The sequence below is a fragment of the Serratia sp. 14-2641 genome, assembly GCF_001692375.1.
GTDB classification, from domain to species: Bacteria; Pseudomonadota; Gammaproteobacteria; order Enterobacterales; family Enterobacteriaceae; genus Chania; species Chania fonticola_C.
Genome location: NZ_LXKR01000077.1, coordinates 191,057 through 216,118, shown reverse-complemented (window position 1 = coordinate 216,118; position 25,062 = coordinate 191,057). Strand labels below are relative to the sequence as shown.

General features: G+C 51.9%; 26 protein-coding genes and 1 riboswitch. Of the genes, 22 read left to right on the top strand and 4 right to left on the bottom strand.

Annotation, left to right across the window (positions count from 1 at the left end; all coding sequences use genetic code 11):
* Window positions 1–8 precede the first annotated feature (8 nt).
* From mrdB to lipB, 5 genes are all read left to right on the top strand, one after another.
* Entirely contained in the window at window positions 9–1,121 is a 1,113-nt protein-coding gene (gene mrdB, locus A6U95_RS24550; RefSeq protein WP_065686401.1) for a peptidoglycan glycosyltransferase MrdB, read from the top strand.
* Between the two features lie 10 nt (window positions 1,122–1,131).
* On the top strand, window positions 1,132–2,211 hold the full coding sequence (rlpA, locus tag A6U95_RS24545) for an endolytic peptidoglycan transglycosylase RlpA (protein WP_065686400.1): 1,080 nt from the start codon (window positions 1,132–1,134) through the stop codon (window positions 2,209–2,211).
* Window positions 2,212–2,395: 184 nt separating this feature from the next.
* Window positions 2,396–3,607: a D-alanyl-D-alanine carboxypeptidase DacA gene (gene dacA, locus A6U95_RS24540; protein WP_065686399.1), complete on the top strand. Its 1,212-nt coding sequence runs from the start codon at window positions 2,396–2,398 to the stop codon at window positions 3,605–3,607.
* Between the two features lie 102 nt (window positions 3,608–3,709).
* A complete protein-coding gene (gene ybeD / locus A6U95_RS24535) occupies window positions 3,710–3,976 on the top strand; it encodes a DUF493 family protein YbeD (RefSeq protein WP_021180010.1) in 267 nt (88 codons plus the stop codon).
* 135 nt (window positions 3,977–4,111) lie between these two features.
* The gene (gene lipB, locus A6U95_RS24530) at window positions 4,112–4,780 is read left to right on the top strand and encodes a lipoyl(octanoyl) transferase LipB (RefSeq protein ID WP_065686398.1); all 669 of its coding nucleotides are present in this window, start codon (window positions 4,112–4,114) and stop codon (window positions 4,778–4,780) included.
* 157 nt (window positions 4,781–4,937) lie between these two features.
* Here lipB and A6U95_RS24525 read toward each other — a convergent pair whose 3' ends face one another.
* Window positions 4,938–5,267 carry a hypothetical protein gene (locus tag A6U95_RS24525; RefSeq protein ID WP_024530805.1) on the bottom strand — a complete coding sequence of 110 codons (330 nt, stop codon included), beginning with the start codon at window positions 5,265–5,267 and terminating at the stop codon, window positions 4,938–4,940.
* Between the two features lie 480 nt (window positions 5,268–5,747).
* Between A6U95_RS24525 and lipA the strand changes: the two genes are divergently transcribed.
* Window positions 5,748–6,713, top strand: coding sequence for a lipoyl synthase (gene lipA, locus A6U95_RS24520; protein WP_065686397.1), 966 nt, complete (start codon window positions 5,748–5,750; stop codon window positions 6,711–6,713).
* A gap of 96 nt (window positions 6,714–6,809) precedes the next feature.
* On the opposite strand, the gene tatA is transcribed toward lipA, so the two are convergent.
* The gene (tatA, locus tag A6U95_RS24515) at window positions 6,810–7,016 is read right to left on the bottom strand and encodes a Sec-independent protein translocase subunit TatA (RefSeq protein WP_021180013.1); all 207 of its coding nucleotides are present in this window, start codon (window positions 7,014–7,016) and stop codon (window positions 6,810–6,812) included.
* 219 nt (window positions 7,017–7,235) lie between these two features.
* Between tatA and adrA the strand changes: the two genes are divergently transcribed.
* Both adrA and crcB read left to right on the top strand, forming a co-directional pair.
* The gene (adrA, locus tag A6U95_RS24510; protein ID WP_065686396.1) at window positions 7,236–8,300 is read left to right on the top strand and encodes a diguanylate cyclase AdrA; all 1,065 of its coding nucleotides are present in this window, start codon (window positions 7,236–7,238) and stop codon (window positions 8,298–8,300) included.
* A 302-nt stretch (window positions 8,301–8,602) separates the two neighbouring features.
* Window positions 8,603–8,666: riboswitch (Fluoride riboswitch) on the top strand.
* 73 nt (window positions 8,667–8,739) lie between these two features.
* Entirely contained in the window at window positions 8,740–9,123 is a 384-nt protein-coding gene (gene crcB / locus A6U95_RS24505; protein WP_065686395.1) for a fluoride efflux transporter CrcB, read from the top strand.
* A gap of 248 nt (window positions 9,124–9,371) precedes the next feature.
* On the opposite strand, the gene cspE is transcribed toward crcB, so the two are convergent.
* Window positions 9,372–9,581 carry a transcription antiterminator/RNA stability regulator CspE gene (cspE, locus tag A6U95_RS24500; RefSeq protein WP_002210315.1) on the bottom strand — a complete coding sequence of 70 codons (210 nt, stop codon included), beginning with the start codon at window positions 9,579–9,581 and terminating at the stop codon, window positions 9,372–9,374.
* A 346-nt stretch (window positions 9,582–9,927) separates the two neighbouring features.
* On the opposite strand from cspE, the gene A6U95_RS24495 reads away from it, so the two are divergent.
* Both A6U95_RS24495 and A6U95_RS31320 read left to right on the top strand, forming a co-directional pair.
* The gene (locus A6U95_RS24495; RefSeq protein WP_024484952.1) at window positions 9,928–10,410 is read left to right on the top strand and encodes a cold shock domain-containing protein; all 483 of its coding nucleotides are present in this window, start codon (window positions 9,928–9,930) and stop codon (window positions 10,408–10,410) included.
* 73 nt (window positions 10,411–10,483) lie between these two features.
* Window positions 10,484–10,645 (top strand): YnfU family zinc-binding protein, encoded by a 162-nt coding sequence (locus A6U95_RS31320; RefSeq protein ID WP_021180016.1) that lies wholly within the window; start codon window positions 10,484–10,486, stop codon window positions 10,643–10,645.
* Window positions 10,646–10,649: 4 nt separating this feature from the next.
* Here the strand turns inward: A6U95_RS31320 and A6U95_RS24490 are convergent, their stop codons facing one another.
* Entirely contained in the window at window positions 10,650–12,089 is a 1,440-nt protein-coding gene (locus A6U95_RS24490; protein ID WP_065686394.1) for a diguanylate cyclase, read from the bottom strand.
* Between the two features lie 1,097 nt (window positions 12,090–13,186).
* Between A6U95_RS24490 and A6U95_RS24485 the strand changes: the two genes are divergently transcribed.
* The 12 genes from A6U95_RS24485 to A6U95_RS24430 all read left to right on the top strand — a co-directional run bounded on the left by A6U95_RS24485 (window position 13,187) and on the right by A6U95_RS24430 (window position 25,053).
* Window positions 13,187–13,855 (top strand): DUF3313 domain-containing protein, encoded by a 669-nt coding sequence (locus A6U95_RS24485; RefSeq protein ID WP_065686393.1) that lies wholly within the window; start codon window positions 13,187–13,189, stop codon window positions 13,853–13,855.
* Between the two features lie 232 nt (window positions 13,856–14,087).
* Window positions 14,088–14,789 carry a Crp/Fnr family transcriptional regulator gene (locus A6U95_RS24480; protein ID WP_065686392.1) on the top strand — a complete coding sequence of 234 codons (702 nt, stop codon included), beginning with the start codon at window positions 14,088–14,090 and terminating at the stop codon, window positions 14,787–14,789.
* Between the two features lie 32 nt (window positions 14,790–14,821).
* Entirely contained in the window at window positions 14,822–15,574 is a 753-nt protein-coding gene (locus tag A6U95_RS24475) for a nucleoside phosphorylase (RefSeq protein WP_065686391.1), read from the top strand.
* Window positions 15,574–16,317: a nicotinamide riboside transporter PnuC gene (pnuC, locus tag A6U95_RS24470; protein WP_065686390.1), complete on the top strand. Its 744-nt coding sequence runs from the start codon at window positions 15,574–15,576 to the stop codon at window positions 16,315–16,317. The genes A6U95_RS24475 and pnuC overlap by 1 nt, the downstream gene beginning before the upstream one ends.
* 72 nt (window positions 16,318–16,389) lie before the next feature.
* Window positions 16,390–16,596 (top strand): hypothetical protein, encoded by a 207-nt coding sequence (locus A6U95_RS24465; protein WP_021180021.1) that lies wholly within the window; start codon window positions 16,390–16,392, stop codon window positions 16,594–16,596.
* 453 nt (window positions 16,597–17,049) lie between these two features.
* Window positions 17,050–18,096, top strand: coding sequence for a porin (locus tag A6U95_RS24460; RefSeq protein ID WP_065686389.1), 1,047 nt, complete (start codon window positions 17,050–17,052; stop codon window positions 18,094–18,096).
* A 22-nt stretch (window positions 18,097–18,118) separates the two neighbouring features.
* Window positions 18,119–19,024: a hypothetical protein gene (locus A6U95_RS24455; RefSeq protein WP_065686388.1), complete on the top strand. Its 906-nt coding sequence runs from the start codon at window positions 18,119–18,121 to the stop codon at window positions 19,022–19,024.
* Between the two features lie 160 nt (window positions 19,025–19,184).
* Entirely contained in the window at window positions 19,185–20,042 is an 858-nt protein-coding gene (locus A6U95_RS24450; RefSeq protein ID WP_065686387.1) for a MurR/RpiR family transcriptional regulator, read from the top strand.
* Between the two features lie 133 nt (window positions 20,043–20,175).
* Window positions 20,176–21,003 carry an alpha/beta hydrolase gene (locus A6U95_RS24445; RefSeq protein ID WP_065686386.1) on the top strand — a complete coding sequence of 276 codons (828 nt, stop codon included), beginning with the start codon at window positions 20,176–20,178 and terminating at the stop codon, window positions 21,001–21,003.
* 9 nt (window positions 21,004–21,012) lie between these two features.
* Window positions 21,013–22,383 (top strand): C4-dicarboxylate transporter DcuC, encoded by a 1,371-nt coding sequence (gene dcuC, locus A6U95_RS24440; RefSeq protein ID WP_065686385.1) that lies wholly within the window; start codon window positions 21,013–21,015, stop codon window positions 22,381–22,383.
* A 583-nt stretch (window positions 22,384–22,966) separates the two neighbouring features.
* On the top strand, window positions 22,967–23,947 hold the full coding sequence (locus A6U95_RS24435; protein ID WP_065686384.1) for a TIM barrel protein: 981 nt from the start codon (window positions 22,967–22,969) through the stop codon (window positions 23,945–23,947).
* Between the two features lie 65 nt (window positions 23,948–24,012).
* Window positions 24,013–25,053: a substrate-binding domain-containing protein gene (locus tag A6U95_RS24430; RefSeq protein WP_024484941.1), complete on the top strand. Its 1,041-nt coding sequence runs from the start codon at window positions 24,013–24,015 to the stop codon at window positions 25,051–25,053.
* Window positions 25,054–25,062: the final 9 nt, after the last annotated feature.

Here is a 25,062-nt window from a genome sequence, read left to right as displayed (position 1 = left end):
GGTAGAACATGACTGAAAGCCAACAAAAGGGCTCTATCTGGACCAAAATCCATATCGACCCGACATTTCTGCTGTTTATTCTGGCCCTGCTGATCTACAGCGCCGTGGTGATGTGGAGCGCCAGCGGCCAGGATATGGGCATGATGGAACGCAAAATCGGCCAGATCCTGATGGGGCTGATCGTGATGGGCGTGATGGCGCAAATCCCGCCGCGGGTTTATGAAAGCTGGGCACCCTACCTGTATATTTTCTGCGTGATATTGCTGATCCTGGTGGATGCCTTTGGCCAAATCAGTAAAGGGGCGCAGCGCTGGCTGGATCTGGGCTTTGTGCGCTTCCAACCTTCGGAAATCGCCAAGATCGCCGTGCCGCTGATGGTGGCTCGCTTTATGAACCGTGACGTGTGCCCGCCTTCGCTGAAGAATACCGGCATCGCGCTGGTGCTGATCTTCCTGCCCACCTTGCTGGTTGCCGCCCAGCCCGATCTGGGCACCTCGATCCTGATCGCCGCCTCAGGCCTGTTTGTGCTGTTCCTGTCGGGGATGAGCTGGAAGCTGATCGCCGTGGCTGCCGTAGCACTGGCCGCCTTTATCCCGGTGTTGTGGTTCTTCCTGATGCACGGCTATCAGCGTGACCGCGTGATGATGCTGCTCGATCCGGAAAGCGATCCGTTAGGGGCTGGCTACCATATTATTCAGTCGAAAATCGCCATCGGCTCTGGCGGCCTATCGGGTAAAGGTTGGCTGCACGGCACTCAGTCTCAACTCGAATTCCTGCCGGAACGCCACACCGACTTTATCTTCGCAGTGTTGGCGGAAGAACTTGGCCTGATCGGCGTACTGGTGCTGCTGTTGCTATATCTGCTGGTGATTATCCGCGGGCTGATGATCGCCGCCCGGGCACAGACCACCTTTGGCCGCGTCATGGTCGGTGGGCTGATGCTGATCCTGTTCGTCTATGTGTTTGTTAACATTGGTATGGTCAGTGGCATTTTACCGGTAGTTGGCGTACCTTTGCCTTTGGTCAGTTACGGGGGGTCGGCGCTGATCGTACTCATGGCTGGGTTCGGCATCGTGATGTCGATCCACACGCATCGGAAAATGTTGTCTAAAAATCTATAAGAGGTGTGCAATGCGTAAGGAATGGCTTTGGGTCGGCGCGGTTGCTGCTGCGGTATTACTTTCCGCCTGTACCACGACGGAAGAAACACAGGCTCCGGTGCAACAAGCCTACAACGGGCCGGTGACCGAAATCGGCGGCGTGGAGCCTCACTATGAACCCTATAACCCTGGCACCCTGCAGGATTATAAGGTTAATGGCGACACTTATCGCATCGTGCAAGATCCGCAGAACTTCTCGCAAACCGGCCTGGCAGCCTGGTACGGCGAAGAAGCCAACGGCAACACTACCGCTATTGGTGAGCAGTTCGATCCCAATGCGCTGACCGCTGCACACCCCACCTTGCCTATCCCGAGCTATGTACGCGTCACCAACCTGGCCAATGGCCGTCAACTGGTGGTACGCGTGAACGATCGCGGCCCTTATACCTCAGGCCGGATTATCGATCTGTCCAAAGCTGCCGCCGATCGCCTCAACCTGTCCAGCAACACCAAGGTGAAGGTCGACTTTATCAAGGTTGCTCCAGATGGCACATTGAGCGGCCCTGGTACCGTGGGTACCGTCGTCGCCAAACAGAGCTACGCCCTGCCTCCACGCCCGGATCTCAGTTCCGGCGGCGGTATGGATACACCGATGCAGCAATCGGCACCGGTTGCCGCCCCTGCCGCTCAAGCGATTGACAACGGCAGCATGAACTACAACGACAGCAGCGCTACCCCTGCCGCCTCCACTGGCCGTAGCGGTGGTTTCCTTGGTGCACCGCAGCCGTTAGCCCCTGGCGTATTGGAAGGGACAGAACCCCAACCGGTCATCAGCGCCCCCACTGCCGCCCCGGTGGTAGCCACCGCAACGGCAGCCAGTGCAAGCGGTAGCTATGTCGTACAGGTAGGTGCCCTGAGTAATGCCGAACGTGCGCAAAGCTGGCAACAACAGCTGAGCCAGCAGTTTGGCGTTCCTGGTAAGGTCGACGCCAACGGCGCCGTCTACCGCGTGCAGCTTGGCCCGTTCAGCAATCGTCAACAGGCCGCACAGTTGCAACAGCGCCTGGCCACTGAGGCACAGCAACAGTCCTTCATCACTGCCGCACCCTAGTCGTGAAACTTGGCAGGCCGATGCCGCCGACAGCAGGTCGTTGACTTATCTGAAACATTTTCTTTCAGGTAAATCTGTGTAAACCCCCTACTGTCGGCCGAATGGCTAATGCCTGCCGGGGCCCCGTCTGCTATAGTGTGACTCGTTTTTTAACTTAACTTTTACGGATGTTGTAGTCCCGATCATGAAACAGGTAACCTCTTTTCGCTTAATCAAAAGCCTCACGCTTGGCACTGCCATCGCGCTCAGCGCAGCGTCAGTTGCCCACGCAGACGACGTTAATATTAAAACCATGATCCCAGGTGTGCCGCAGATTGATGCCGAGGCCTACATCCTGATTGATTACAACTCCGGTAAAGTGTTGGCAGAATCGAACGCCGACGCACGCCGCGACCCTGCCAGCCTGACCAAAATGATGACCAGCTACGTCATCGGCCAGGCGCTGAAATCCGGCAAGATTGGCCAGGACGATATGGTCACCGTGGGTCAGGACGCCTGGGCTACCGGCAACCCGGTGTTCAAAGGTTCCTCACTGATGTTCCTCAAGCCGGGGGACCGCGTACCGGTTTCCAAACTGACTCGCGGTATCAACCTGCAATCCGGTAACGATGCCTGTGTCGCCATGGCGGACTACGTCGCAGGTAGCCAGGACGCGTTCGTTAACCTGATGAATACCTACGTCAAACAGCTCGGCCTACAAAATACCCACTTCCAAACCGTACACGGCCTGGATGCGGAAGGCCAGTTCAGCTCGGCGCGTGATATGGCGTTGATCGGCCAGGCGCTGATCCGCGATGTGCCAGACGAATACGCTATCTATAAAGAAAAAGAGTTCACCTTCAACAATATCCGTCAGTTGAACCGTAACGGTCTGCTGTGGGATACCAGCCTGAACGTCGATGGGATTAAAACCGGCCATACCAATTCGGCAGGTTATAACCTGGTGGCTTCAGCGACGGAAGGCCAGATGCGTCTGATCTCCGCCGTGCTGGGTGGCCGTACCTACAAAGGCCGCGAAACCGAAAGCAAAAAACTGCTGACCTGGGGCTTCCGCTTCTTTGAAACCGTCGCACCGCTGAAAGCAGGCAAAGAGTTCGCTTCTGAACCCGTTTGGTTCGGCGATGCCGATCGCGTCGAGCTGGGCGTAGACAAAGATGCCTACCTGACCATCCCACGCGGCCGGATGAAAGATTTGAAAGCCAGCTACGTGCTGAACACTCCGGAAATTCATGCTCCGCTGGCCAAAAACCAGGTGGTTGGCACCATCAATTTCCAGCTGGATGGCAAAACCATCGATCAGCGCCCGCTGGTGGTGCTGAACGAAGTGAAAGAAGGTGGCTTCTTTGGCCGCATCGTGGATTATATCCGCCTGATGTTCCATCACTGGTTCGGCTAACCCTTGAATCGGCTGAGTTCGGCCCCATATAACAATTAACACTAACTCCCGCCCCGGCGGGAGTTATAATTTAGAGATACGCCACAGCTGGAGCGCACCCACATGCAAAAGACTAAACTGAACGAACTGCTCGAATTCCCTTGTACCTTTACTTACAAGGTAATGGGCCTGGCACATCCCGAGCTGGTAGACCAGGTGGTTGAAGTGGTGCAACGCCATGCTCCAGGGGATTACAACCCGCAGGTCAAACCGAGCAGCAAAGGCAACTACCACTCCGTTTCCATCACCATCACCGCCACCCATATCGATCAGGTGGAAACGTTATATGAAGAGTTGGGCAATATTGAAATTGTCCGTATGGTGCTGTAATTACAGCATAACTCCCTGCCAGCCAACCTGGTCCAGCACAAGCGCTGTCCGGGTTGCCCTGGTTCGCCAGGGATAAATGCTGGTCGCGGACCAGAGCGCCCGGTATAATGTTTTTACCACTTCTGTAACCTGACGATGCCCCGCTTGCAACACAATAAGATCATTCTCCGTCAGCTAGGGTTGCAGCCCTATGAGCCTGTATCCCAAGCCATGCACAGATTCACCAATCACCGTGACGAGTCCACGCTAGATGAATTGTGGCTGGTGCAGCATCAAGCCGTATTCACCCAAGGCCAGGCCGGTAAGGCAGAGCATCTGCTGATGCCAGGCGATATCCCGGTGATCCAGAGCGATCGCGGCGGCCAGGTCACCTATCATGGCCCCGGCCAGCAGGTGCTGTACGTGATGGTGGATCTGAAACGCAATAAAGTGGGAGTACGCCAACTCGTCACGGCCTTGGAAGAGACCGTTATTAATACCCTCGCCCATTTCAAGATCGAATCGCGTGCGCGCGCGGATGCGCCCGGCGTATACGTGGGCGAACAAAAGATTTGTTCATTAGGTTTGCGGATCCGCAAAGGTAGCTCATTTCATGGCCTGGCCCTGAATGTCGCCATGGATCTCACCCCTTTCCAACGCATCAACCCCTGCGGTTATGCCGGAATGCAGATGACACAGGTCAGCGCGCTGGCACCAGGTGTCGGGATCGCCGATGTGCACCCCATTCTGGTACAGGAATTTGTTCATTTACTTGGCTACGAGACGGTCGAGCTGCGTAACTGGACTCTCAAAGACTATCTCTAATTTAACCTATAATAAAAAGCCCCGGACTCTATGCCGAGGCTTTTTTTGACTTATTTTATCCTCTTCGATTATTCGAAGTAATCTGGTGCTAATAATTGAATGCCCATAATCCTGGGTATACCCTAACCCTCTTGGCTTCGGGCAATAAACGAGAAATCTACTGAATACAACTGAAGGTTAATTTCGCTACACCATTCACCAGAAGGTGTGAATCAGTTTCTTCTTTAATCACCTTCATATTTTTGTTCATTGCATTACAGTAGGCTATTGCATCTCTAGCGACAAGCCCCTGCGCACCACTAACACGCCCACGCCCCAAAGAGGCTTCTACAGAAGCAACATAATTACCATCAGCAAGTTTTTCTACATTAGAATGGTAAGACAGCCCTATTGCACCAACCTCTGTTTTGTCATTTTTAACCGCACACCCTGATAAAAATACCCCTGCAAGAACAACACCGCAAACACCTATATGAGAATATTTCATTATAACGCCATCCGTCTTTTAAATGATAATGTACGCATTATAAATACATTATTTAAATGGTGGTTAAACTAAAATATTCCGGGATACCGAGCACCTTCCTTATTTACATTTCGTTTAATTTATCTGTAAAAAAGAAGATCGAACCAGATCACCTGAACTCCTTGCTGCCCATCTCTCAATGCCACTTACCCCACCCCATCGATACGCGATCCGCATACCTGTGACCGATCACCGCCGTGCGGTCATGTTCCGTACTGCAGACAGGGTACTACCAGAGGCGCCTATTTCGCGGTATTTTCGGACGTTTTTTGACCACGGCAATGACTGACCTCTACCGTGATACAAGAGGGCTGAATGGATCACAATAAAAGTGATATAATTTTACCCGAGTTTTACCACCACTTTACCCCGAGTTTGTAATCGCTTGATCTTAAGCAACTAAAGCAAACATCGAGGTTCGTAACTGGAACCTGCACGATTATGAGTAAACCGATTCAGATGGAACGCGGCGTCAAATACCGCGATGCAGACAAAATGGCGTTAATCCCGGTAAAAACGGTGGCCACCGAACGCCAAGAGCTGTTACGCAAACCCGAGTGGATGAAGATCAAGCTCCCTGCCGACTCTACACGCATTCAAGGCATCAAGGCCGCGATGCGCAAAAATGGCCTGCATTCGGTCTGCGAAGAGGCGTCATGCCCAAACCTGTCTGAGTGCTTTAACCACGGTACCGCCACCTTCATGATCCTGGGGGCCATCTGTACCCGCCGTTGCCCATTCTGCGACGTGGCCCACGGCCGCCCGGTGGCTCCCGATGCCAACGAGCCGGAAAAGCTGGGGCAAACCATTGCCGACATGGCATTGCGCTATGTGGTGATCACCTCGGTTGACCGTGACGATTTACGTGACGGTGGCGCTCAACACTTTGCCGACTGCATTACTGCCATCCGTGCCAAGAGCCCGAGCATCAAGATCGAAACCTTGGTGCCAGACTTCCGTGGCCGTATGGATCGTGCGCTGGAAATCCTTACCGCCACGCCACCAGACGTGTTTAACCACAACCTGGAAAACGTGCCGCGTGTTTATCGCCAGGTACGTCCTGGGGCTAATTACGAGTGGTCATTGAAGTTGCTGGAGCGCTTTAAGGAAGCTCACCCATCGATCCCGACCAAATCCGGCCTGATGGTGGGGTTGGGTGAAACCAACGCGGAAATCGTGGAAGTGATGCGCGATCTGCGCCGTCATGGCGTAACCATGCTGACGCTGGGGCAGTATCTGCAACCAAGCCGTCACCATCTGCCAGTACAGCGCTATGTCAGCCCGGCGGAGTTTGACGAAATGAAAGAAGAAGCGATGGCAATGGGCTTTACCCATGCTGCTTGCGGCCCGTTTGTACGCTCGTCCTATCATGCGGACTTGCAGGCCAAAGGGCTGGAAGTGAAGTAACCGCGGTAATCTTTTGTTACGCTTCACCCGCGATTAACGCCAAAAAACGGATGTCCTTGCGGCATCCGTTTTTTTATGGCTCAACAGCAGAGGCGGTTAAACGTCTTTCTTTTCGACGCTCTGCTGCGCGGTAGGCGTTTCAGCCGTATTCTGTGCAGGAGGAGTGTCGTCGCCCACCGCTTTTTTAAAGCCTTTCAGCGCCGCACCCAGATCCGCGCCCAGAGTACGCAGTTTGCTGGTGCCGAACAGCAACACGATCAACACCGCAATTACCAGCAGCTTGGTAATACTGATACCTTCCATAATCACCTTCTTTATTCATTTATGGCTGCAGGACGCAGCGCGGGAACAAACTTTGTCTATAGGTATTTAGCGACTTTCTTTCGGCTATAACAACAACCAGTTGTAACAAGGTGAGATCTACCCGAGATGTTCTATGCTTAGATTATAGGGCATATTCTTAGCTATTCGCTTTTTTCCGGCTTCAGGCCGGCTGCATAATTCATCACAGGGAAACATGGGATGCCTACAGCTCCATCGGCTATTAACACCCGGCGTGCAGGTCTCAACTTCGCCAGGCGCCTCTACCTGCCACGTATTGTCGGCCTGGGGATTGGTTTCTTGTGCGTACTTACGGCGCTCTATCCAGAGCACCAGTCGGTTGGGGTGTGGATCTTACTGGCAGTAAATGGCTTTATCTGGCCACATGTCGCTTATCAGTGGTCTATCCGCAGCGAAGCCCCCTACGCCACCGAGATCCGCAACCTGCTCATCGATGCACTGCTAGGTGGGATGTGGGTAGCCATCATGGGTTTCAATGCGCTCCCCGCCGTGGTGATCCTGTCGATGATGGGGATGAACAATATCGCCTCCGGCGGGCCGTCGCTGTATTTCAAAGGGCTGATGGCGCAAATCATCGGGGCACTGGTTACCAGTGCGATACTGGGCTTCCCCTTTACACCACAATCCACACCTCAGCAGGTTTATCTGTGTCTGCCGATGATCTTCATCTACCCAGTCTTCCTTGGTTACGTGACCTACCAAACCGCCAAGCGGCTGGCAGAAAAGCAACAGGAGCTATTGCGCATCAGCACGCGCGATGGCTTGACCGGCGTGTTTAACCGCCGCCATTGGGAACACCTGCTGCACAATGAGTTTGATAGCTGCCGGCGCTATAATCATACGGCTACGCTGATCCTGATGGATATTGACCATTTCAAAGCCATCAACGATACCTTCGGCCATGGGCTGGGGGATGAGGCGCTGATCGTTCTGGCGGAAGAGTTGGTGCTGGGGCTCCGGGCGATGGATATCGTTGGGCGCTACGGCGGAGATGAGTTTGGCGCGGTGTTGCCAAATACCAGTGCCGAACAGGCCAGCCTGGCGCTACACCGCATTCAGGAGCGCCTGAACGAGGTCGTCTTCCGTGAAGCCCCTGGGTTAAAGCTGAATATCAGCGCCGGGGTCGCCGATTACCAGCCCGAGATGCCCGGCTACCAGGAGTGGTTAAAGGCCGCCGATATCGCACTGTATCGGGCAAAAAATAATGGCCGCAACCGGCAGGAACTCGCCGAACATCAATGCTAGCCCACCAGTTTATTAAGTTGATAGCTTAATGATTTGATAAATTGGTTGGATAAATGACGTCGAGAAATAGCGTAACAGGTGGGAGTCATACAGAACGCCGACACGCCGTAAACCCATCCCTGTTGGCTCGTATCGCGCGCCCATGCGCTCAACCCTGCACGACTCTCCCTCGAGCCTCTGGCGTTAGGTGTCGCGGTGTTAAGTGCGGTTATTGAAGTTAAGTGAGTCATTCCTGGCTGGCGGAAGCTACTACAAAACCACAGCGACAAGGTGTAAAATCTGCCCCGCGCGATTGCTTCGCGCCAACAAACGGAGATGACATTCCTCCATAACCGCCTTTCACAGGCTGATGATGTCTACGTAACCTCTCAGAGAGGTGCGTAGGCGCTTGCCTGAACCTTTCTGAGCATCTTCCATCTTTAGGATAGGGTTTATCACCATGTGGAGTTCTTTACTGGCAGTGTTTATTGGCGGTGGTTTGGGTAGCATGTTGCGCTGGGCTGTGAGCCTTAAGCTCAACCCATTACATCAACATATTCCGTTGGGTACCTTGACGGTGAACCTGGTGGGGGCTTTTATCATCGGCCTGACCTTGGCACTGTTTACTCGCATGACGAACATTGACCCGATGTGGAAGCTGCTAATCACTACCGGCTTTTGCGGCGGGCTGACTACCTTCTCTACCTTCTCGCTCGAAGTGGTTTATCTGCTGCAGGACGGGCGCATTGTTTGGGCCATCGCCAATATGCTGCTCAACCTGGCGGGTTCGCTGGCGATGACGCTGTTGGCCTTTATGCTGGTTAGAGCGTTGTACGGCCATTAAAGTCTCGGGGCTTAATGTTTTCTTAATCTGCCATCGGGATAATCCTCGCTAAGTATTCTGGGCTGAGTGAGGAATTGAATGTTTAACCTGCCAAAAACCACTACTGAATGGGTTGTCACCCTGGCGTGCGTGCTGATCGTCCTGGCCTTCATCAAGGTTTACCTGTTCCCTTAACCGCTCCCGGCCTGAAAAAAAAGCATAAAAAACCCGCTCATGGAGCGGGTTTTAACAATTTTGGCTACTGTAGCTTAGATAGCGATAACGTTAGCAGCAGATGGCCCTTTGGCACCGTTCGTGATTTCAAATTCTACACGCTGGCCTTCAGCAAGAGTTTTGAAACCATTGCTAGCGATGGCAGAGAAGTGAACGAAAACGTCCTTGCTACCATCTTCTGGAGTAATGAAACCGAAACCTTTAGATTCATTAAACCACTTAACGCTACCTTTAATCTTAGACATCAAACTTACCTTTAACGTGAATGTAAGACACAAAATGTGTGTCCAATACAGTACAGCAATTAGACGGGATTTTGTCCACAACACAGATCACATAAAATCGATAAAAAGTGAAAAAGTCGGTTATTTACCCTGTAAATTGATGTCTGCGGTTACCAGAGATGTCCAAGGCAGCCCAATACGCCAAAAAACCGTTGAGCAACCAATTAAACGCCTGCGACGCTCATTAGTGCCCCTCACCCCGCAGTTTTTAGGCTTTCGCCTTGCTGATGAAACACCGCCCCCCTGTCACTGCACGGCATTACGCGTTATCATTAGCGCTGTTACGAACGATCTGATGAGAATGACCATGAACGGCAAGATAACGACTTTTTTTGAAGACAAAGGCTTCGGTTTTATCACCGACGAGAACGGGGAAAATCGTTATTTTCACGTGATTAAAGTGCAAAACCCAGAGCTGATTAAGAAAAACGCGCTGGTAACCTTTGAGCCAACCAACAATACCAAAGGGCCATCGGCCTATGCGGTAAAGGTACAGGCACCAAGCAAGTACATCACCATCGCCAACGAGAGAATCAAAATCTCCAGCATCAAGTCCTTCGACACCTTCACCAAAGAAGTGCCGGTCAAGGTGGAGGTCGATAAAGAGAACACCGTGTTGTCCGTTGGCTTGCTGATGAACCGTATCCGTCCGCAAGTAGCCGAAGCGCCACAAACCGCCACGGAAACGCTGCGTATGCTGTCAGTCACCACCTTCCAGAACGCGACTCACGTCTTCTCTGAGCACGAAATCGATATCGATGAAACCGTGCAGGCGTTGAAGACCCTATAGCCCCTGAAAACATTCAAAGCAATTTAATGGCACCTGTGTTAGCGTGGGTTTTCACCTGACACAGGTACGCGACATGTCTGAATCCACCAGCGTTAAAGGTTACAATAACCGCACCACTCAAATTGCCTGCCCAAAGTGTGCTTATGTTACCGAACAGCAATGTTCAAAACTGCGTAAACTCAGCACCTTGATTTGCCCCAACTGCGGCACGCAATTCGCGCCAAAGCAGGGCTGAGACGCTATTTGAATATGACATGGCTGAGGCTGTTGCCGCTGACCATGTTAAACGATTCGACGCAGTTGCGGCCCTGGGACTTGGCGCGATAAAGCGCAATATTCGCCATATTCATCAGCTGTTCCAGTGACTTATCCTCATTCATTGCCAAACTCGCCACGCCCACACTAATTGTGATCCGCAATGGTGCCTTGCCGTTGGGGTTCAACTCGGCACTTTCTATCCGCTGGCGCAAATGTTCCCCCAAGGCCACCGCCTGCGTCCCCAGTGCCCGCGGCAGCATAATGGCAAACTCTTCGCCCCCCAGTCGGCCAAATAACTGGTCGTGGCGTAGTTCACGCCGCAAAATATGAGCGAATGCCGCCAGAACGTGGTCACCGATGGCATGACCATGGGTATCATTGATCAGTTTGAAGTGATCGATATCGATTAACAACAGCGACACCGCCTCCTTCGTGCGCTGCTTATGTTCCAGCATTTCCCTGCCTTTGCGCGTTAAAGCACTACGCGCCAATGTCCCGGTAAGGAAGTCGTGGTTCGCACTGTGCTCCAGCCGGCGCAGCAGTTTACGGCTAACGGCAATCGAGCTGGACAAAATCAGCGGCCCCATCACCAACATGGCAATCCCCAAACGGGCTGACATCAGGCTGTCCATGACCGCCCCTCGCGCTCCCGGTGTTTCATACAGCATCAGATTGGCAGAAATGCTGACAATCTCCGTCACGCCGGTCAGAAGCGTCAGTAAGGTGACGGTAAATAAATGATAACGCACGGCGCACCATAACAGTGCGGGGATGGGGAAGGCTATCGCGCCCGGTCCACCGATATACACGCTAAGCGCCAACGAAAGCAACAACGCCAGTAAAGGTAGGCTGGAACGCCATTGCCAGCCAAACTGCAGGCTCAGCAATTGCTTTAAGCGTGGCGCGGCCAGCACGACCGGCAGGATTAACAGGTTGGTCGAGAACTGTTCACTAAACCAGGACATCCAGGCAATGATCAGCGTATTGTTGTATTGACTGTCAGTGCGCAACACCGACAGCGTTGCCGACAGCGCGGCCCCAAGCAGACAGGCGGTAAACATATACAAAATCGCCTGGGGCTTGCCCATACGCCGTTGAGACTTGGGCAGCATCGACATCACGGCATAGCCGGTGGCAATCAGCGCCATATTGCAGGCATTGAGCCAAAGTGCCAGTGGCCAGTTTTCGCTGGTGCTGAGATCGGCGGCGATCATGCCAAGATAGGTGCCAATCCATCCCAACATCGTCGCATAGCCAGGCTTACGCAGCATCAAGCCAAGCAAAATAGCATTCACCGGCCAAAACAGAGAGAGTGACCCTAACGGGCGGGTGAAAATGCCAAACAAGGAAAGCAGGTAGGCCAATAAAAATACATTGACCAACAGAACCGTCGCTGGCAAACGCTGTCTTTCTGCGCTCATGAAATAACCTGCGAAGCCATAATAACCACACTAACTATAAGCATGCTTTCTTTCCCCCGAAAAAGAAAAACGAATCACTCCGCGCCACATTAAAATGGTCAATTAAATCAATCAAAAACCCTATCGTGTCTTATTATTTAATTCGTCTCTGAAAATGTAAAACCTGTTCGCAGGACTCATCTTTTAACGAAAACGATTGTTAATAGCATAGTCTAAATTGTTAACGCGACCGAAATAACAAACTATTAGAAATTATAAGGGCATAAGGTTAAGACTCTTCTTACTTGCGGGTTATTTTCCTGCAATGCCAGCAGAAGCGCAATGAAAAAAGCCCGTAAAGAGCTGCTGGCTGGAGGTCGAAAACCACATTGACAGTTACGGCGCAGGCCCACAGGCCAGCGCCGGTAGTGATGGTAAAGCAGCAAGCTTAAGCAGATCTTAGGCGTAAAAATGCCCGGCTAGGAACCGGGCATAACGTGACGAAATGCAGTGTTAACCCAAACGGGCTAATAACCGGCTTATCATAACCTTCAATTGTGCAGAAAAAGTGGATCACACCAAGCACTCCCTCTTTAACTGGCAAGTCGTCACGGGTCTAACCGCTGCCAGACGGAATAGCGCATTGAGCACGCCTAACACGCAAAAAAAATCCCGCACAAGGCGGGATAAAATCAAAGGGATGGTAATACACTACAGGACTAACACAACATCATCGGGCTGGAATAACATTACCAGCGCGAGTGTATAGAAATGTCATGCTTGGGTAAGGATGATGCGCCAGATGTAACGCCTGATAGAAGCCACTGACAAACCTGCGATTTTCCCTCTGTCAGGACATTATTTGTAACCAATGGCAACAGGTATTTTTGTGGCGTGTGTAGTTGCCGTTAGCCGCTTGCCTAGTGGATTGCTGGCGTTGCACGACAAATCTCTTCACCGCGCCATAGTGCAAGGTATATTAATGAGCGATTCCTGTCGTAATAAAAACCAATTTGTAACAACACCATTTTTCTGCAAGAGCTATCTCATGTCTTATTTTGCAGGTTAGTGCTATATTTTTTAAGCACAAACCAACCCTACTTCATGATGAGAAGTATATGAAAAAAAATCGTTTTGGCGTTGCTGCGGCCGTATTGGCTGCGGGTATGTTGTTAGCGGGATGTTCCTCTAAGGTCGCAGAGACTACGCAGTATTCTGGGTTCCTGCAGGACTATAGCAAACTGCAAAAAACTGAAACCGCCAGCGGGCATCAGGTTTTACGTTGGATCGCCCCAGGCTTTAAAGAGTCGAACTATCGTGGCATCTATATTTCACCGTTGGTGTTCTACCCACAGGCAAAACCGAATGAGCGTGTAAGCCAGCAAACGCTGGATCAGATCAGAGAGTACGCCAGCACCTCACTAAGAAATGCCGTTGCACAGCGTACTACGCTGTTACCTAGCCCATCGGGCTCACGCGTACTGGTCGCTAAAGTCGCCATTACTGCGGTAACCGCTGAAAACGAAGGTGTGCAATTCTATGAAGTTGTTCCAGTTGCCGCCGTCATCGCCACCACCATGGCTGCCAGCGGGCACAGAACGCAAGACACCGCGTTATTCATGGAGATCAAACTGATCGATCAAGATACCGGTAAAACGGTATTGGCCGTAGTCCGTAAAGGCTTAGGTAAATCGGTCAACAATGAGAATGCCCCAATCACCTTGGCCGACGTGAAGAAAGCCATCGATGATATGGTGACGGATGTTGTGAACTTCCCGAAACAATAAGTTATGCAGCAAAAGATGGGGAAATGGTTTTCCCCATCTTTTCCCCTCCCCCGATTTCTCCGTTTAATATGTGAGTGCCATCACATCACTACCCTACCGACAAACAAGCTGGGACAAATGTCCCGACCAATATTCTAATATCAGAGCCAGCTTCCAGTTTTACGCGCTTTTTGGTGTTGCCGTCGGACTGGCGTCCTGTCCTTACCTGCCGGGGAACTTTATAGTTAGCGATATGCAGAACGACAAAAAAAACAGTGAATGGTTGAGCGTTGTCGAGTTGGTTACCGGTGATGCCATACTTTACGACCTGCTGAAATATTGCCCGTTGGCTATTTTACGCCGCTGGCAGTTGCAGCAAGTCAGACCCGGCACGTTGATCTGCCAACAGCATGAAATTTGCCAGGAATTTCATCTCATTGCGCAGGGTAACGTGGACGTTTTTATTCACGCCGACGATGGGCGTAAATATTTACAGGCACGCTACCACGCCGGAGATATGCTGGGTGAGCTCGAGATTTTTGAGCAACGGCCGTATATCTGCTCGGTAGAAGCAACCAGTGAAGTGACATTGCTGACGCTTTCACGCACCGATTTTTGCCACTGGCTGACGGTCGACAATTACTTCAACCAGAAAATCATTCAGTCGTTCAGCAGCCAGTACTATCAGCTATCGAAAAAAGCTGGCGAAGACTCTCTCTATTCATTGCACCAGCGCGTCTGCCATGCGCTGTGGCAAAGCTACCAACACCAGGGAGCCAAAAGTGAAGGAGAAATTACCATTAATAAACAACAGCTCAGCGAACAGTTTGCCGTGGCCCCACGCAGTATCAACCGCATCCTGTTTGAACTGCGCGAGCAGCAAATTATTACGGTCAACGGTGAACGGATTGCGGTGATCGACCCAGTCCGGTTACACCAGCAGGCCGGGTTTTAATTTTTGGCCGCAGCGCCAACCAGGATAGCCCTATGACTCAACTACAACCGCACATCCGGCTTAGCCGGCAGATGACACACGCCCATTACGCGCTGTTACCGGGCGATCCGCAACGCGTCGAACATGTTGCCCGCTTTCTGGATCAGGTGGAGGATTTTGGCCAAAATCGCGAATACCGCGCGCTACGCGGTTGGTTTCGTGGCGTGGAAGTCTTGGTGATATCCACCGGCATGGGTGGCCCTTCTACCGCCATCGCGGCCGAAGAGCTACATCAGATCGGCGTAGACTGCCTGGTACGCATTGGCAGCTGTGGTGCGATGCAAACCGCAATGAAGCTGGGCGATCTGGTGATAGCCAGCGCGGCGGTGCGCGATGAAGGCACCGGCAACGCCTATATTCCTGCTGCCTACCCGGCCAGTGCCGACTGCGGCCTGGTTTATCTGCTACGCCAGCAGGCAAAAAAACTGGGCTACAGCGCGCACTGCGGCTATGTTCGTAGCCATGACAGTTTCTACACCGACCTCGAACAGGAGATCACCGATTTTTGGTCGGCCAAGGGCATCCTCGCCGCCGATATGGAAACCGCCCCGCTGATGGTCGTTGGTGCACTGCGTAATATGCGCATTGCTTCTATCCTGAACGTGGTGGTGGAACACCAGGGCTGCCTGGAACAGAGCATCAACGACTATCAACAGCAGGAGCACTCCTGCCAACGTGGCGAGGAACGCGAAATCGTGCTCGCGCTCGAAACGCTGTATCAGGATCATCTTGAGAGGACGCAATAATGGATTTTTTCAGCATCAATAACGTCATGGTCAATATTCCCCTGGGTGAAGGTGGCTATGCGCTGTCATGGATCGAAGCCATAGGTACAGTGTTTGGCCTGCTGTGCATCTGGTTTGCCAGCAAAGAGAAGATCGTCAACTACCTGTTTGGTTTGATTAACGTCACGCTGTTTGCCGCTATCTTCTTCCAGATCCAACTGTACGCCAGCCTGCTGTTGCAGGTGTTTTTCTTCGTCGCCAACCTGTACGGCTGGTATGCCTGGAGCCGCCAGAATGAAAATAATGAAGCCGCGCTGAAAATTCGCTGGTTGCCACGGCAGAAGGCCCTCACGCTGCTGGTGGTTTGCGTGGTGGCCATCGGCCTGATGTCGCTGTTTATCGATCCGGTATTCGCCGTGCTGACGCGCATTGCCATCGGCATTATGCAGGGAATGGGCCTTTCAGTAGTGATGCCTGAACTGCAGCCAGACGCCTTCCCACTGTGGGATTCCACCATGCTGGTACTGTCGATCGCCGCCATGGTGCTGATGACGCGCAAATACGTCGAGAACTGGCTGCTGTGGGTAGTGATTGACGTGATCAGCGTAGTGATTTACGCCATCCAGGGGGTTTATGCCATGTCGTTGGAGTATATTTTACTGACGGTGATTGCGCTGATGGGCTCGTTTGCCTGGATCAACAGTGCGCGCCAAAATGGCTCAAAGCCGTTGAAACAAGAGACAGCACTCAAGGCAATGCCTTGAAAATGGCGGGTATCCCCCCCATGTAACCTGTGTTGTCTGCCATTTCGGTAGGTCTAGCGAAAGGAAATGAATATGTTAGAGAATTATTTTGGCTCTGGGATCGCTCCAACTGAAGAGCAAAAACGCAGATTACTGGCGGTGCAGGCAGCACTGGAACTGTTGAAGGCAACGCTGTCTGACACCAACGACGGCAACGGTGTCGAATACCAGCTGAAAACGGCAGAAAAGCACGTCAGCTCTCTGGCAGATGCCATCCAGGCTGCCGTAGAGAAGAAGTAACGTCCTTGCCTTGCCGACCCCTGCGCAATCCACGTTGTGCGGGGGTTTTTATTGGCTGCTCTCCTCAAAAAAACGGCTTACCTCCCCTCACTGTCTTTATCCGTAATTTATATTTGTGCCAGCACTCACATATTTAACCAGGGAATTTTTGATTCCCATTCACAACACATCCCCTCTTCCTATAGTGTAAAAATCAATCACCAAGAGGGCGATAACTAAAAAATAAAACTTGGATTTGCTTATCAGCATTAAATCATGTGCGGCGTAGGTTGCTCATTGGCACGCTATTTTCTGTTTATTATTAAATAAATTAAATTCACTACCTCAAGCACAAGTCGTTAGAGAGATTAATGCATCCAGCTCAACTCATTATGTTTTTAAGTGAGTCGCTTTAGTTCGCCTCATATTTATAAAAAAACAAAAAAATGACTTACCTTACACAGGATCATAATAATGAAAACAATACCTCTGACATTACTCCTCCCTGCCCTGCTAGCCACCAGCGCCGCCGAGGCGGTGACGATCTATAACAGTAAAGGAACACAACTCGATATTTATGGTCGTATCGAGGCACAAACCGGCAATGAATGGACAGATGAACACACCAATGCCACCAACCTGACCGGCCGTCTTGGCTTTGAAGCCAAGCAAAAGCTCGATGAGCAATTCGGCCTGTTTGGCAAGTTGGAATGGCAAGTTAACACTCAGAAGAACGATACCGAGGTCGCCGAAGATAACTGGGATATTCGTTATGGTTATATCGGGATCGACGGTAAGGATCTGGGGAAATTGATGGTTGGCCGTACGCGCAACCCGATGTATCAATGGATGGGCATCACCGATCGTTACATGAACTACACGGCTAACGTTTACTCCAACTGGGTCGGAACGCGTATCGACTCCTCCTATCAATGGAACCGTCAGGACGGCACATTACAATATGAATATACGTATGGCGGACTGGACGTTCGCACCGCCTACGTGATGGGTAACGGTGCAAGCGACAGCACCGTTGACGATGGTTATATGGCCAGCCTCGGCTACGCTTTTGAATTCCCGGTGATGGGTACGCCACTAAAAATCAAACCGGTGATTGCCTGGCAGAAAATGACCAAAGACCCCAAAAATACCAGCCTAAGCGGCAACTACACCGATTACACCCAAAAAGGGATTGGCATACGACTCAGCTACGACAAGGCTTATCTTGGTATCAACGTTGGCCGACAAACCTACGAGCAAACCGGCAAGCCAGACAAAGATTATGATGCCTTCGACTCGCTGGCCGAATACTGGTTTACCAGCAAAGTCGCGCTACGGGGTGGCTACTCGCAGTTGATCGAGTCTGAAAATGATTACGCCCACCGCAAACAGTGGATCTCTGAACTGGAATATCGCCTGAAAAAAGATGTACATCTTTCTGCCACCTACATTTATGACGATCGGCAAAGCTACGATTCGGCAGAAAACCTGTGGGTACTAGGGTTACGTTACGAATTTTAATCACTGCGCAAGGATGGAAAACATGAACAATTTTCTCAGTTTATTCGCCGTGTTAGCGTTGAGCGCCAGCGTCAGCCACGCTGCCGCGCTGCCAAAAGAGAGCGGTAGTTTCGATTTCACCGTGCCACAAACCGGCAAGAAGATGGAAGTCTTCAGCTACCAGCCGCCCGGTGCTAATGCCAACACTCCTGTGGTGTTTGTCCTGACCGGGCTGAATCGTAACGCCGATGAGTACCGCGACTCATGGGTAGAAAATGCCAAGAAAAACAAACTTATCGTCATCGCTCCGCTGTTCTCCGAAGCCGATTATCCCGGTAACGACGGCTATAACCTGGGGAATATCGAGAATGCCAAAACCCACCAGGTCAACCCTAAAGGGGAGTGGGCTTTCACGGTCATTGACGATCTGTTTGCCAATATGCAAAAACAGGGGATCACCAAACAACAAGACTATTATTTATTTGGTAACAGTGCTGGCTGCCAGTTTGTGCATCGGATGCTGACCTTTGTCCCTGAGGCCAATGTCAAAGCCGCCATTTGTGCGGCAGCTGGATGGTGGACCATGCCAGATGTGGAAAACCCCTGGCCCTATGGCCTGGACAATGCGCCGGTGAAAGTGACGCAAAAACAGCTGGCCGACTACTTTGCCAAGCCCGTGCTGATCACCGTCGGTGAAAAAGATAACGATCCATATCACCCTTTGCTGCGACGCTCTTATGAAGCCATGGCACAGGGGGATAGCCGGTTAACCCGTGCACAAAGCTATTTCCTGACGGCACAGCAGAAAGCCAAACGCTACAAGGTCGACTTCAACTGGCGCTTTACGACCTTACCCGACGTAGGGCATAGCGGCTCGAAGATGTCTGCTTATGGCGCAGAGCAATTCGCCTGGTTTGAACAGCATGGCGAGTTCAAGGTACAACCGTAACTTGAGGAGAACGCGCTACTGCCAAAGCAAGCGGTAGCGCGGGTCAGAAGGGAATGAGAGATGACACACACTTCTGACAAGGGAATTTTTGATTCCCCTTTTTTCTCCCTTGGGTTTTGTTATTAATGAAGGAAGAAATGGCGTAGAGGGGAAAACTGACATGAACAGAGCGGAATTCACTCAACGTATTGCTGGCATTGATAATCTGACCGAAACAGATCGGCGTATCATCGACTATTTTGACAAACACTTTGAGTCCATCCCCTACAGCAAAGTGATTGATGTCTGCCATGAGATCAACATCGCCAAGTCAACCTTGGGGCGATTTATGATGAAGCTCGGCTTCACCGGTTTTCGTGACTTCAAAGAGTCCACCATCGAGCCTGAGCAGCGCAGAAACATCTCCCCCATAGAACGTTTCGACAACAGCAAAAACAGAAAAAACGGCATCGAATTCATTGAAAAACACTGCGGTGAGATCACCGATAATATCAACAATACGTTGAAAAACATCAATCGCCAGCATTTGGAGAAAACCATCGCGCTGATTTGCGATCCGGAAAAAAGACTGTATGTGATTGGCAGCGCAACGGCACATGCCTTAGCCGAGTATTTTTACCTGCTTGGCCGCTATATCAAAAAAGACATTGTGCTGCTGGATGCCAATATTGCCAATTTACCGCATAAGCTAATCGACTCAAGAAAAGGCGATGTGCTATTGGCGATTTCTTATTATCGTTTTTCCAGCGTAACGACAAGGTTGATAAAATGGTTTTATCAACATCGTGGCGATACCATCGTCATCACCGATAATGCCGTCAATCCGTTCAGCCACTTCGCCACGGCAATGTTGCTGATGGAGAGCCAGCATAGCGGGCTATTCAGCAGCCGCAGCGCTGGCTTCGTATTAATCGAGGCGCTGGTTAATTATATGGGTGAAGTGAAAAATAACGAATTAAACGAGAACTTCAACGTCATGGAATCGTTATTCGAGGCATTTAACGTTTTCAATAAATAACACCAACACCAGGCAGTATGAATATACATCAACCATCTTTATAGCCCTGTTGTTTTAGGGCTAAGCATTGACTTACCAGAATGCCATGTAGCAATCCATCTCTGGCGTTTATTTAATGAAAAGAGGCTTTATCATGAGCAGTGAAAACAGCGCAATCCCTGTTTGCCCTGAGCAGCAAATTCTACGTACCTCACAGGGGAATTTATCTTTCCGCGCCTGCGGTGAGGGCGAAACCCTGATCTTTTTACACGGTATTCTGGGCAGCTCAAAAGCCTGGCCATTCCAGTTCGCCGCCTTTTCTCCCCGCTACCGCGTCATGGCCTGGGATGCACCGGGTTATGCCGACTCCGCGCTGGTTCCGGCCGAGATCGACGCTTTTGTGCTGATGCTGCATGAGTGGGTGCAACACTGTGGGGCAGAGAAAGTCTCCCTCGTCGGACATTCAATGGGCGGCACCGTTGCCAGCCGCTACGCCGCCCGCTATCCAGAGCGGGTAAAAAATCTGGTGTTGTCCTGCACCCATCCCGGCTATGGCGCGCCAGAGTCGGCACCAAGCTCAGAAAAGCTGGAAAAGCGGCTACAAGAGCTCGCCGAAATTGGCCGTGAAGCCTACGGCAGAAACCGCGCACAAGATTTGCTGCCGTTCCCGGATGTGCCCGCTGCGGTGCTGGACTATGCGGCAGAAATTGCGGCAGGCACCAATCTGGAAGGCCTGAGGCGTGCCACTCGCATGTTGCAGCTCGCCGACAACCGCCCGCTACTGCCCCAGCTCAAGATGCCAACGCTAATCCTTACCGGTGAAAAAGACACGGTAGTGCAACCGCAACTGAAAGCCGATCTGCTGGCGCTGGTGCCTTACACCCAACATATCGAGATGCCCGGGATGGGCCATGCGCCTTATTTCCAGGCTCCGGATTATTACAACACGCTATTACATGAGTTTTTTGCCAAACACTCATAAGGGGACATGATGACTGGATTTATCATCGGGATGATCGTTACCGTATTGGCGGCCTGGTTTATTATCAAAAACTACCAGCCGCAAACCGTGTTACTGCTGGCGGGGCTGAGCCTGCTGCTGATCACGGCGGTGTTCTTTCCTGAGCAATCGATATTGTATGGCAAGGCCAAATCCATCGGCTGGGTTGGCGGGGATATTTTCGCCTTCGTGAAAGAGTCTTTGACCACCCAGGTGGCGGGCATTGGTTTGATCATTATGGCGGCGGGCGGTTTTGCCGACTATATGGATCACATCAAAGCGTCGAACTCGATGGTGAATCTGTGCATCAAACCCTTGCAGATGATCAAGGCACCTTACCTGATCCTGGCCATCGGCTACATATTATCCCAGTTGCTGCACGTGGCGATTTCCAGCGCGGCTGGTCTGGCGATGCTGCTTTTGGTCACCTTCTTCCCGGTGTTGGTGCGGCTTGGAGTCAGTAAAGCCGCCGCCGCCTCGATGATTGGCATGTCGGCATTTATGGATCTCGGCCCGGCGGTAGGCACCGCCAACTTGGCAGCCAAACATGCAGGTATGGAAACCGCAGTCTACTTTGCCCACTACCAACTGCCGGTCGCCACCGGCGTGATGCTGGCGGTCGCGGTACTGATCTTCTTCACCGCACGCTACTTTGACGCCAAAGACGGACATATTGTCACCCAACAGCAGGTGGAACAGCCAACCAGCGAAGATACCGTCAAGGTACCGGCATTCTACGCTTTCCTGCCGGTGTTCCCGGTGATACTGGTCATCGTCTTCAGCCCGCTGGTGATTAGCAGCATCAAGATTGACGTGGTGACAGCGATGATTATCGGCACCCTGTTGGCATTTTTCTGCGAGTTGCTGGTACGGAGGGATTTCAAAACCGCCTGCAAGGGCATCCAGGTGTTCTTCAAAGGCATGGGCACCATGTTTACCAGCATCGTTTCCCTGTTGGTGTGTGCCGACGTTTTCGCCCAGGGCTTGCAGATCATCGGGGCCGTTGACTTCATTATTCACACCGTTCAGGCCGCGGGCTTTGGCTTTGGCAATATGACGATAGTGATGGCCCTGCTGGTCTGCGTGACCGCGGCACTGACCGGCTCCGGCGTGGCTGCGTTCTTCTCCTTCTCCGGTCTGGCTCCTGGCATTGCCGCCAAGTTTGGCGAAAGCGCCGTCAGCATGATCCTACCAATGCAACTGATGGCCGGTATGGGAAGATCGATTTCCCCGGTGGCCGGGGTGATCATTGCCGTCAGCAAGGCCGGTGAATGCTCGCCGTTTATGATTGTCCGCCGTACGCTGATCCCCGCCGTAGGCGGGATGATCACCATGCTGGTGCTAAACGGCATCCTCAATTAACGTCGTGTTAAAACCCTGGGCAGAGAAATCTCTGCCCTATCATCAGCCCCACGCCGACAGTCCATTTCTTGACCATAAACCTGGTCTTTTCTGAAATGTTTCACCGCCTCTATATCGCCTGGTTATCCCACTGTACACTGCCTGAAAATCGCCCTTAATCCGGGTAGGGATACCGTTTTATTAACAAGGAGTGTTGATATCATGTTCTCAAAGATCATGTTTATTCTGTTTACCGCCACCGTGGTATTGGTGCTGATTAACTGGGAACGCCTGTGGGACTATATCCGCCCGATGGTGTAACCCGCGTAAAGTGCAGGCCAGCCAACTGGCCTGCCTAGTCCCATGTTCGCCTCTGCCAACCCAGCGTATTAATCCCCTCACAGTCTCAGCCTCTCTCGCTCCTGGCCATTGCCTCTGTGGCAAAGCCTTCCTGTAACGAAATTTCGTGAATGACCTCGCAAAGTGATTAATAAAACGACGGGTGGGCTTGCAGTTGTCAACGGTCAGTGATAGAAAAATACTACTTTACGAAAAATCGTGAAGAAGGAAAGTACATTACAGAACCATTGACCAAGGACACCTCATGTCAGAACTTAAATTTGCCACCCGTTTGAATTCCTTTGCCTCAGGCGCCAATCTTTACTGGCCAGAACTGAAAGGCAAACCCTCTGTATCGCAAATGATTGAGCGTGCCGGAACAGTCAAGGGATTGACCCACCTGGATTTAAACTACCCTCAGCACATCAATGAGGATGTTAAAACCATGAGCCAAAAGATCGAAGCGGCTGGCCTGGCGGTGAATGGCATGCAAATGCGCTGGGATGCGCCAGAATTCAAGATTGGGGCGTTCACCAATCCGGACCCAAAAATCCGCCGCCAGGCGATCGAGCTGACCAAGCGTGGGATAGATGCGGGCCGTGAGTTTGGCGCCAGTTTAATGACCTTGTGGATGGGCCAGGATGGTTTTGATTATTGCTTCCAGGCGGATTACAAAAAAATCTGGGAAGACGCCGTCTCAGCGGTACGTGAAGTGGCCGAATATGCTCCAGATGTCGATATCAGTATCGAATACAAACCTAATGAGCCACGGGCCTACAGCATTTTTCCCAACGTCACCACCTGCCTGCTGGCGGTTGAAGAAGCTGGCTGCGCGAATCTGGGTATCACACTCGACTTTGCCCACGTGCTGTTTGCCAACGAGATCCCAGCCTTTGCCGCCGCCATGGTCGCCCGCCGCTCTCGCCTAATGGGTCTTGATCTGAACGATGGCTGGGGCAAACGCGACGATGGCCTGATGGTGGCTTCAGTCAACCCACGGGCGACGCTGGAATTCCTCTGGCAGATGCAGCGTGACGGCTACACAGGGGCTTACTATTTCGACACCTTCCCAGACGCCAGCGGTCTGGATCCGGTGCGTGAAGCCGAAACAAATATAGCAACGGTGATCCGCCTGCTGAAACTGTGCAAACAGCTCGACAATAACCCTGAATTGATGAGCGCCATCAGTAAGCAAGACGCCGTTGCCTCTCAGCAAATTATTAACGACATCATGCTGGCAAAATAGAACCAGCAACCGGGCGCCCTACGGGTGCCTCTAATAATAACTCACAGCACCAAGGATAGAAGAAGATGAAAAAGCACTTACTTTCTGTACTCGCCTCTACCCTGTTTTGCACCAGTGTTTATGCTGCCGATCTGCCACCGTTACAGTCTGATACCGAACCCGATCGTACCGATTGGACCGAACTTAGTGCCAAATATGGCCCCATGCCGGCGGTTGACAGCAAGCTGAAAATCGGCGGCGTATCCAAAACGCTCACCAACGAATATTGGCGTTCCCTAGGGGAGGGCTACCAAACCACGGCCAAAAAATACGGCTTTATGGTGGCCTACCAGGCCGCAGCCAATGAAGACGATCAGCTAGGCCAACTCTCGATCGCGGAAACGCTGATTTCCCAAGGCTTTAATGGCCTGCTGGTTTCTCCGCAAACGGACGCCAACCTGCAACCCGCCTATGAAGTGGCGAAAAGCAAGGGCATCCCGGTAGTCAACGTCAACGACGCCGTCATGCCCAGTGCCGCCCATTACGTCGGTAACGTACAGAAAGATAACGGTGTCCGAGTCGCCAACTGGTTTATCCAGCATCATCCGGAAGGTGGCAAAGTCGCGGTGATCGAAGGTCAGGCTGGCGTTTATGCCGCCACACAGCGTACCAAGGGGTTCAAGGAAACCATCGGTGCCAACGGCAAATTCACCGTAGTCGCCAGCGTACCAGCCAACTGGAGCCGGGAAAATGCCTATAACGCCGCTACCACCATCTTGCAGCAGCATCCGGATATGGTTGGTTTCTACGCCAACAACGACGGCATGGCACTCGGAGTGGTAGAGGCGGTACGTGCACAAGGTAAAACCAACCAGGTCGCGGTGTTTGGTACCGATGGGATTTCCGATGCCTACGCTTCCATCAAACGCGGTGAGTTGACCGGCACGGTGGACAGCTTCCCGGTACTGACTGGTGAAGTGGCGATGGAAGTGATGTTGCGCCTAATCGACGGGCAGAAAATTTCACGCGTAGTCTCCACCCCACAGGCCTTGATCACCAAAGAAAACGCGGATGCTTTCTCCACCAAAGACAACGAGAAACTGCGCCAACTGCTGGTACAGCAATAAGCCAGGCGA

Excerpts from the sequence above, each read along its gene's own strand:
- mrdB (WP_065686401.1), top strand. The coding sequence starts at position 9 with ATGACTGAAAGCCAACAAAAGGGCTCTATCTGGACCAAAATCCATATC.
- rlpA (WP_065686400.1), top strand. The coding sequence starts at position 1,132 with ATGCGTAAGGAATGGCTTTGGGTCGGCGCGGTTGCTGCTGCGGTATTA.
- dacA (WP_065686399.1), top strand. The coding sequence starts at position 2,396 with ATGAAACAGGTAACCTCTTTTCGCTTAATCAAAAGCCTCACGCTTGGC.
- ybeD (WP_021180010.1), top strand. The coding sequence starts at position 3,710 with ATGCAAAAGACTAAACTGAACGAACTGCTCGAATTCCCTTGTACCTTT.
- lipB (WP_065686398.1), top strand. The coding sequence starts at position 4,112 with ATGCCCCGCTTGCAACACAATAAGATCATTCTCCGTCAGCTAGGGTTG.
- A6U95_RS24525 (WP_024530805.1), bottom strand. The coding sequence starts at position 5,267 with ATGAAATATTCTCATATAGGTGTTTGCGGTGTTGTTCTTGCAGGGGTA.
- lipA (WP_065686397.1), top strand. The coding sequence starts at position 5,748 with ATGAGTAAACCGATTCAGATGGAACGCGGCGTCAAATACCGCGATGCA.
- tatA (WP_021180013.1), bottom strand. The coding sequence starts at position 7,016 with ATGGAAGGTATCAGTATTACCAAGCTGCTGGTAATTGCGGTGTTGATC.
- adrA (WP_065686396.1), top strand. The coding sequence starts at position 7,236 with ATGCCTACAGCTCCATCGGCTATTAACACCCGGCGTGCAGGTCTCAAC.
- crcB (WP_065686395.1), top strand. The coding sequence starts at position 8,740 with ATGTGGAGTTCTTTACTGGCAGTGTTTATTGGCGGTGGTTTGGGTAGC.
- cspE (WP_002210315.1), bottom strand. The coding sequence starts at position 9,581 with ATGTCTAAGATTAAAGGTAGCGTTAAGTGGTTTAATGAATCTAAAGGT.
- A6U95_RS24495 (WP_024484952.1), top strand. The coding sequence starts at position 9,928 with ATGAACGGCAAGATAACGACTTTTTTTGAAGACAAAGGCTTCGGTTTT.
- A6U95_RS31320 (WP_021180016.1), top strand. The coding sequence starts at position 10,484 with ATGTCTGAATCCACCAGCGTTAAAGGTTACAATAACCGCACCACTCAA.
- A6U95_RS24490 (WP_065686394.1), bottom strand. The coding sequence starts at position 12,089 with ATGAGCGCAGAAAGACAGCGTTTGCCAGCGACGGTTCTGTTGGTCAAT.
- A6U95_RS24485 (WP_065686393.1), top strand. The coding sequence starts at position 13,187 with ATGAAAAAAAATCGTTTTGGCGTTGCTGCGGCCGTATTGGCTGCGGGT.
- A6U95_RS24480 (WP_065686392.1), top strand. The coding sequence starts at position 14,088 with ATGCAGAACGACAAAAAAAACAGTGAATGGTTGAGCGTTGTCGAGTTG.
- A6U95_RS24475 (WP_065686391.1), top strand. The coding sequence starts at position 14,822 with ATGACTCAACTACAACCGCACATCCGGCTTAGCCGGCAGATGACACAC.
- pnuC (WP_065686390.1), top strand. The coding sequence starts at position 15,574 with ATGGATTTTTTCAGCATCAATAACGTCATGGTCAATATTCCCCTGGGT.
- A6U95_RS24465 (WP_021180021.1), top strand. The coding sequence starts at position 16,390 with ATGTTAGAGAATTATTTTGGCTCTGGGATCGCTCCAACTGAAGAGCAA.
- A6U95_RS24460 (WP_065686389.1), top strand. The coding sequence starts at position 17,050 with ATGAAAACAATACCTCTGACATTACTCCTCCCTGCCCTGCTAGCCACC.
- A6U95_RS24455 (WP_065686388.1), top strand. The coding sequence starts at position 18,119 with ATGAACAATTTTCTCAGTTTATTCGCCGTGTTAGCGTTGAGCGCCAGC.
- A6U95_RS24450 (WP_065686387.1), top strand. The coding sequence starts at position 19,185 with ATGAACAGAGCGGAATTCACTCAACGTATTGCTGGCATTGATAATCTG.
- A6U95_RS24445 (WP_065686386.1), top strand. The coding sequence starts at position 20,176 with ATGAGCAGTGAAAACAGCGCAATCCCTGTTTGCCCTGAGCAGCAAATT.
- dcuC (WP_065686385.1), top strand. The coding sequence starts at position 21,013 with ATGACTGGATTTATCATCGGGATGATCGTTACCGTATTGGCGGCCTGG.
- A6U95_RS24435 (WP_065686384.1), top strand. The coding sequence starts at position 22,967 with ATGTCAGAACTTAAATTTGCCACCCGTTTGAATTCCTTTGCCTCAGGC.
- A6U95_RS24430 (WP_024484941.1), top strand. The coding sequence starts at position 24,013 with ATGAAAAAGCACTTACTTTCTGTACTCGCCTCTACCCTGTTTTGCACC.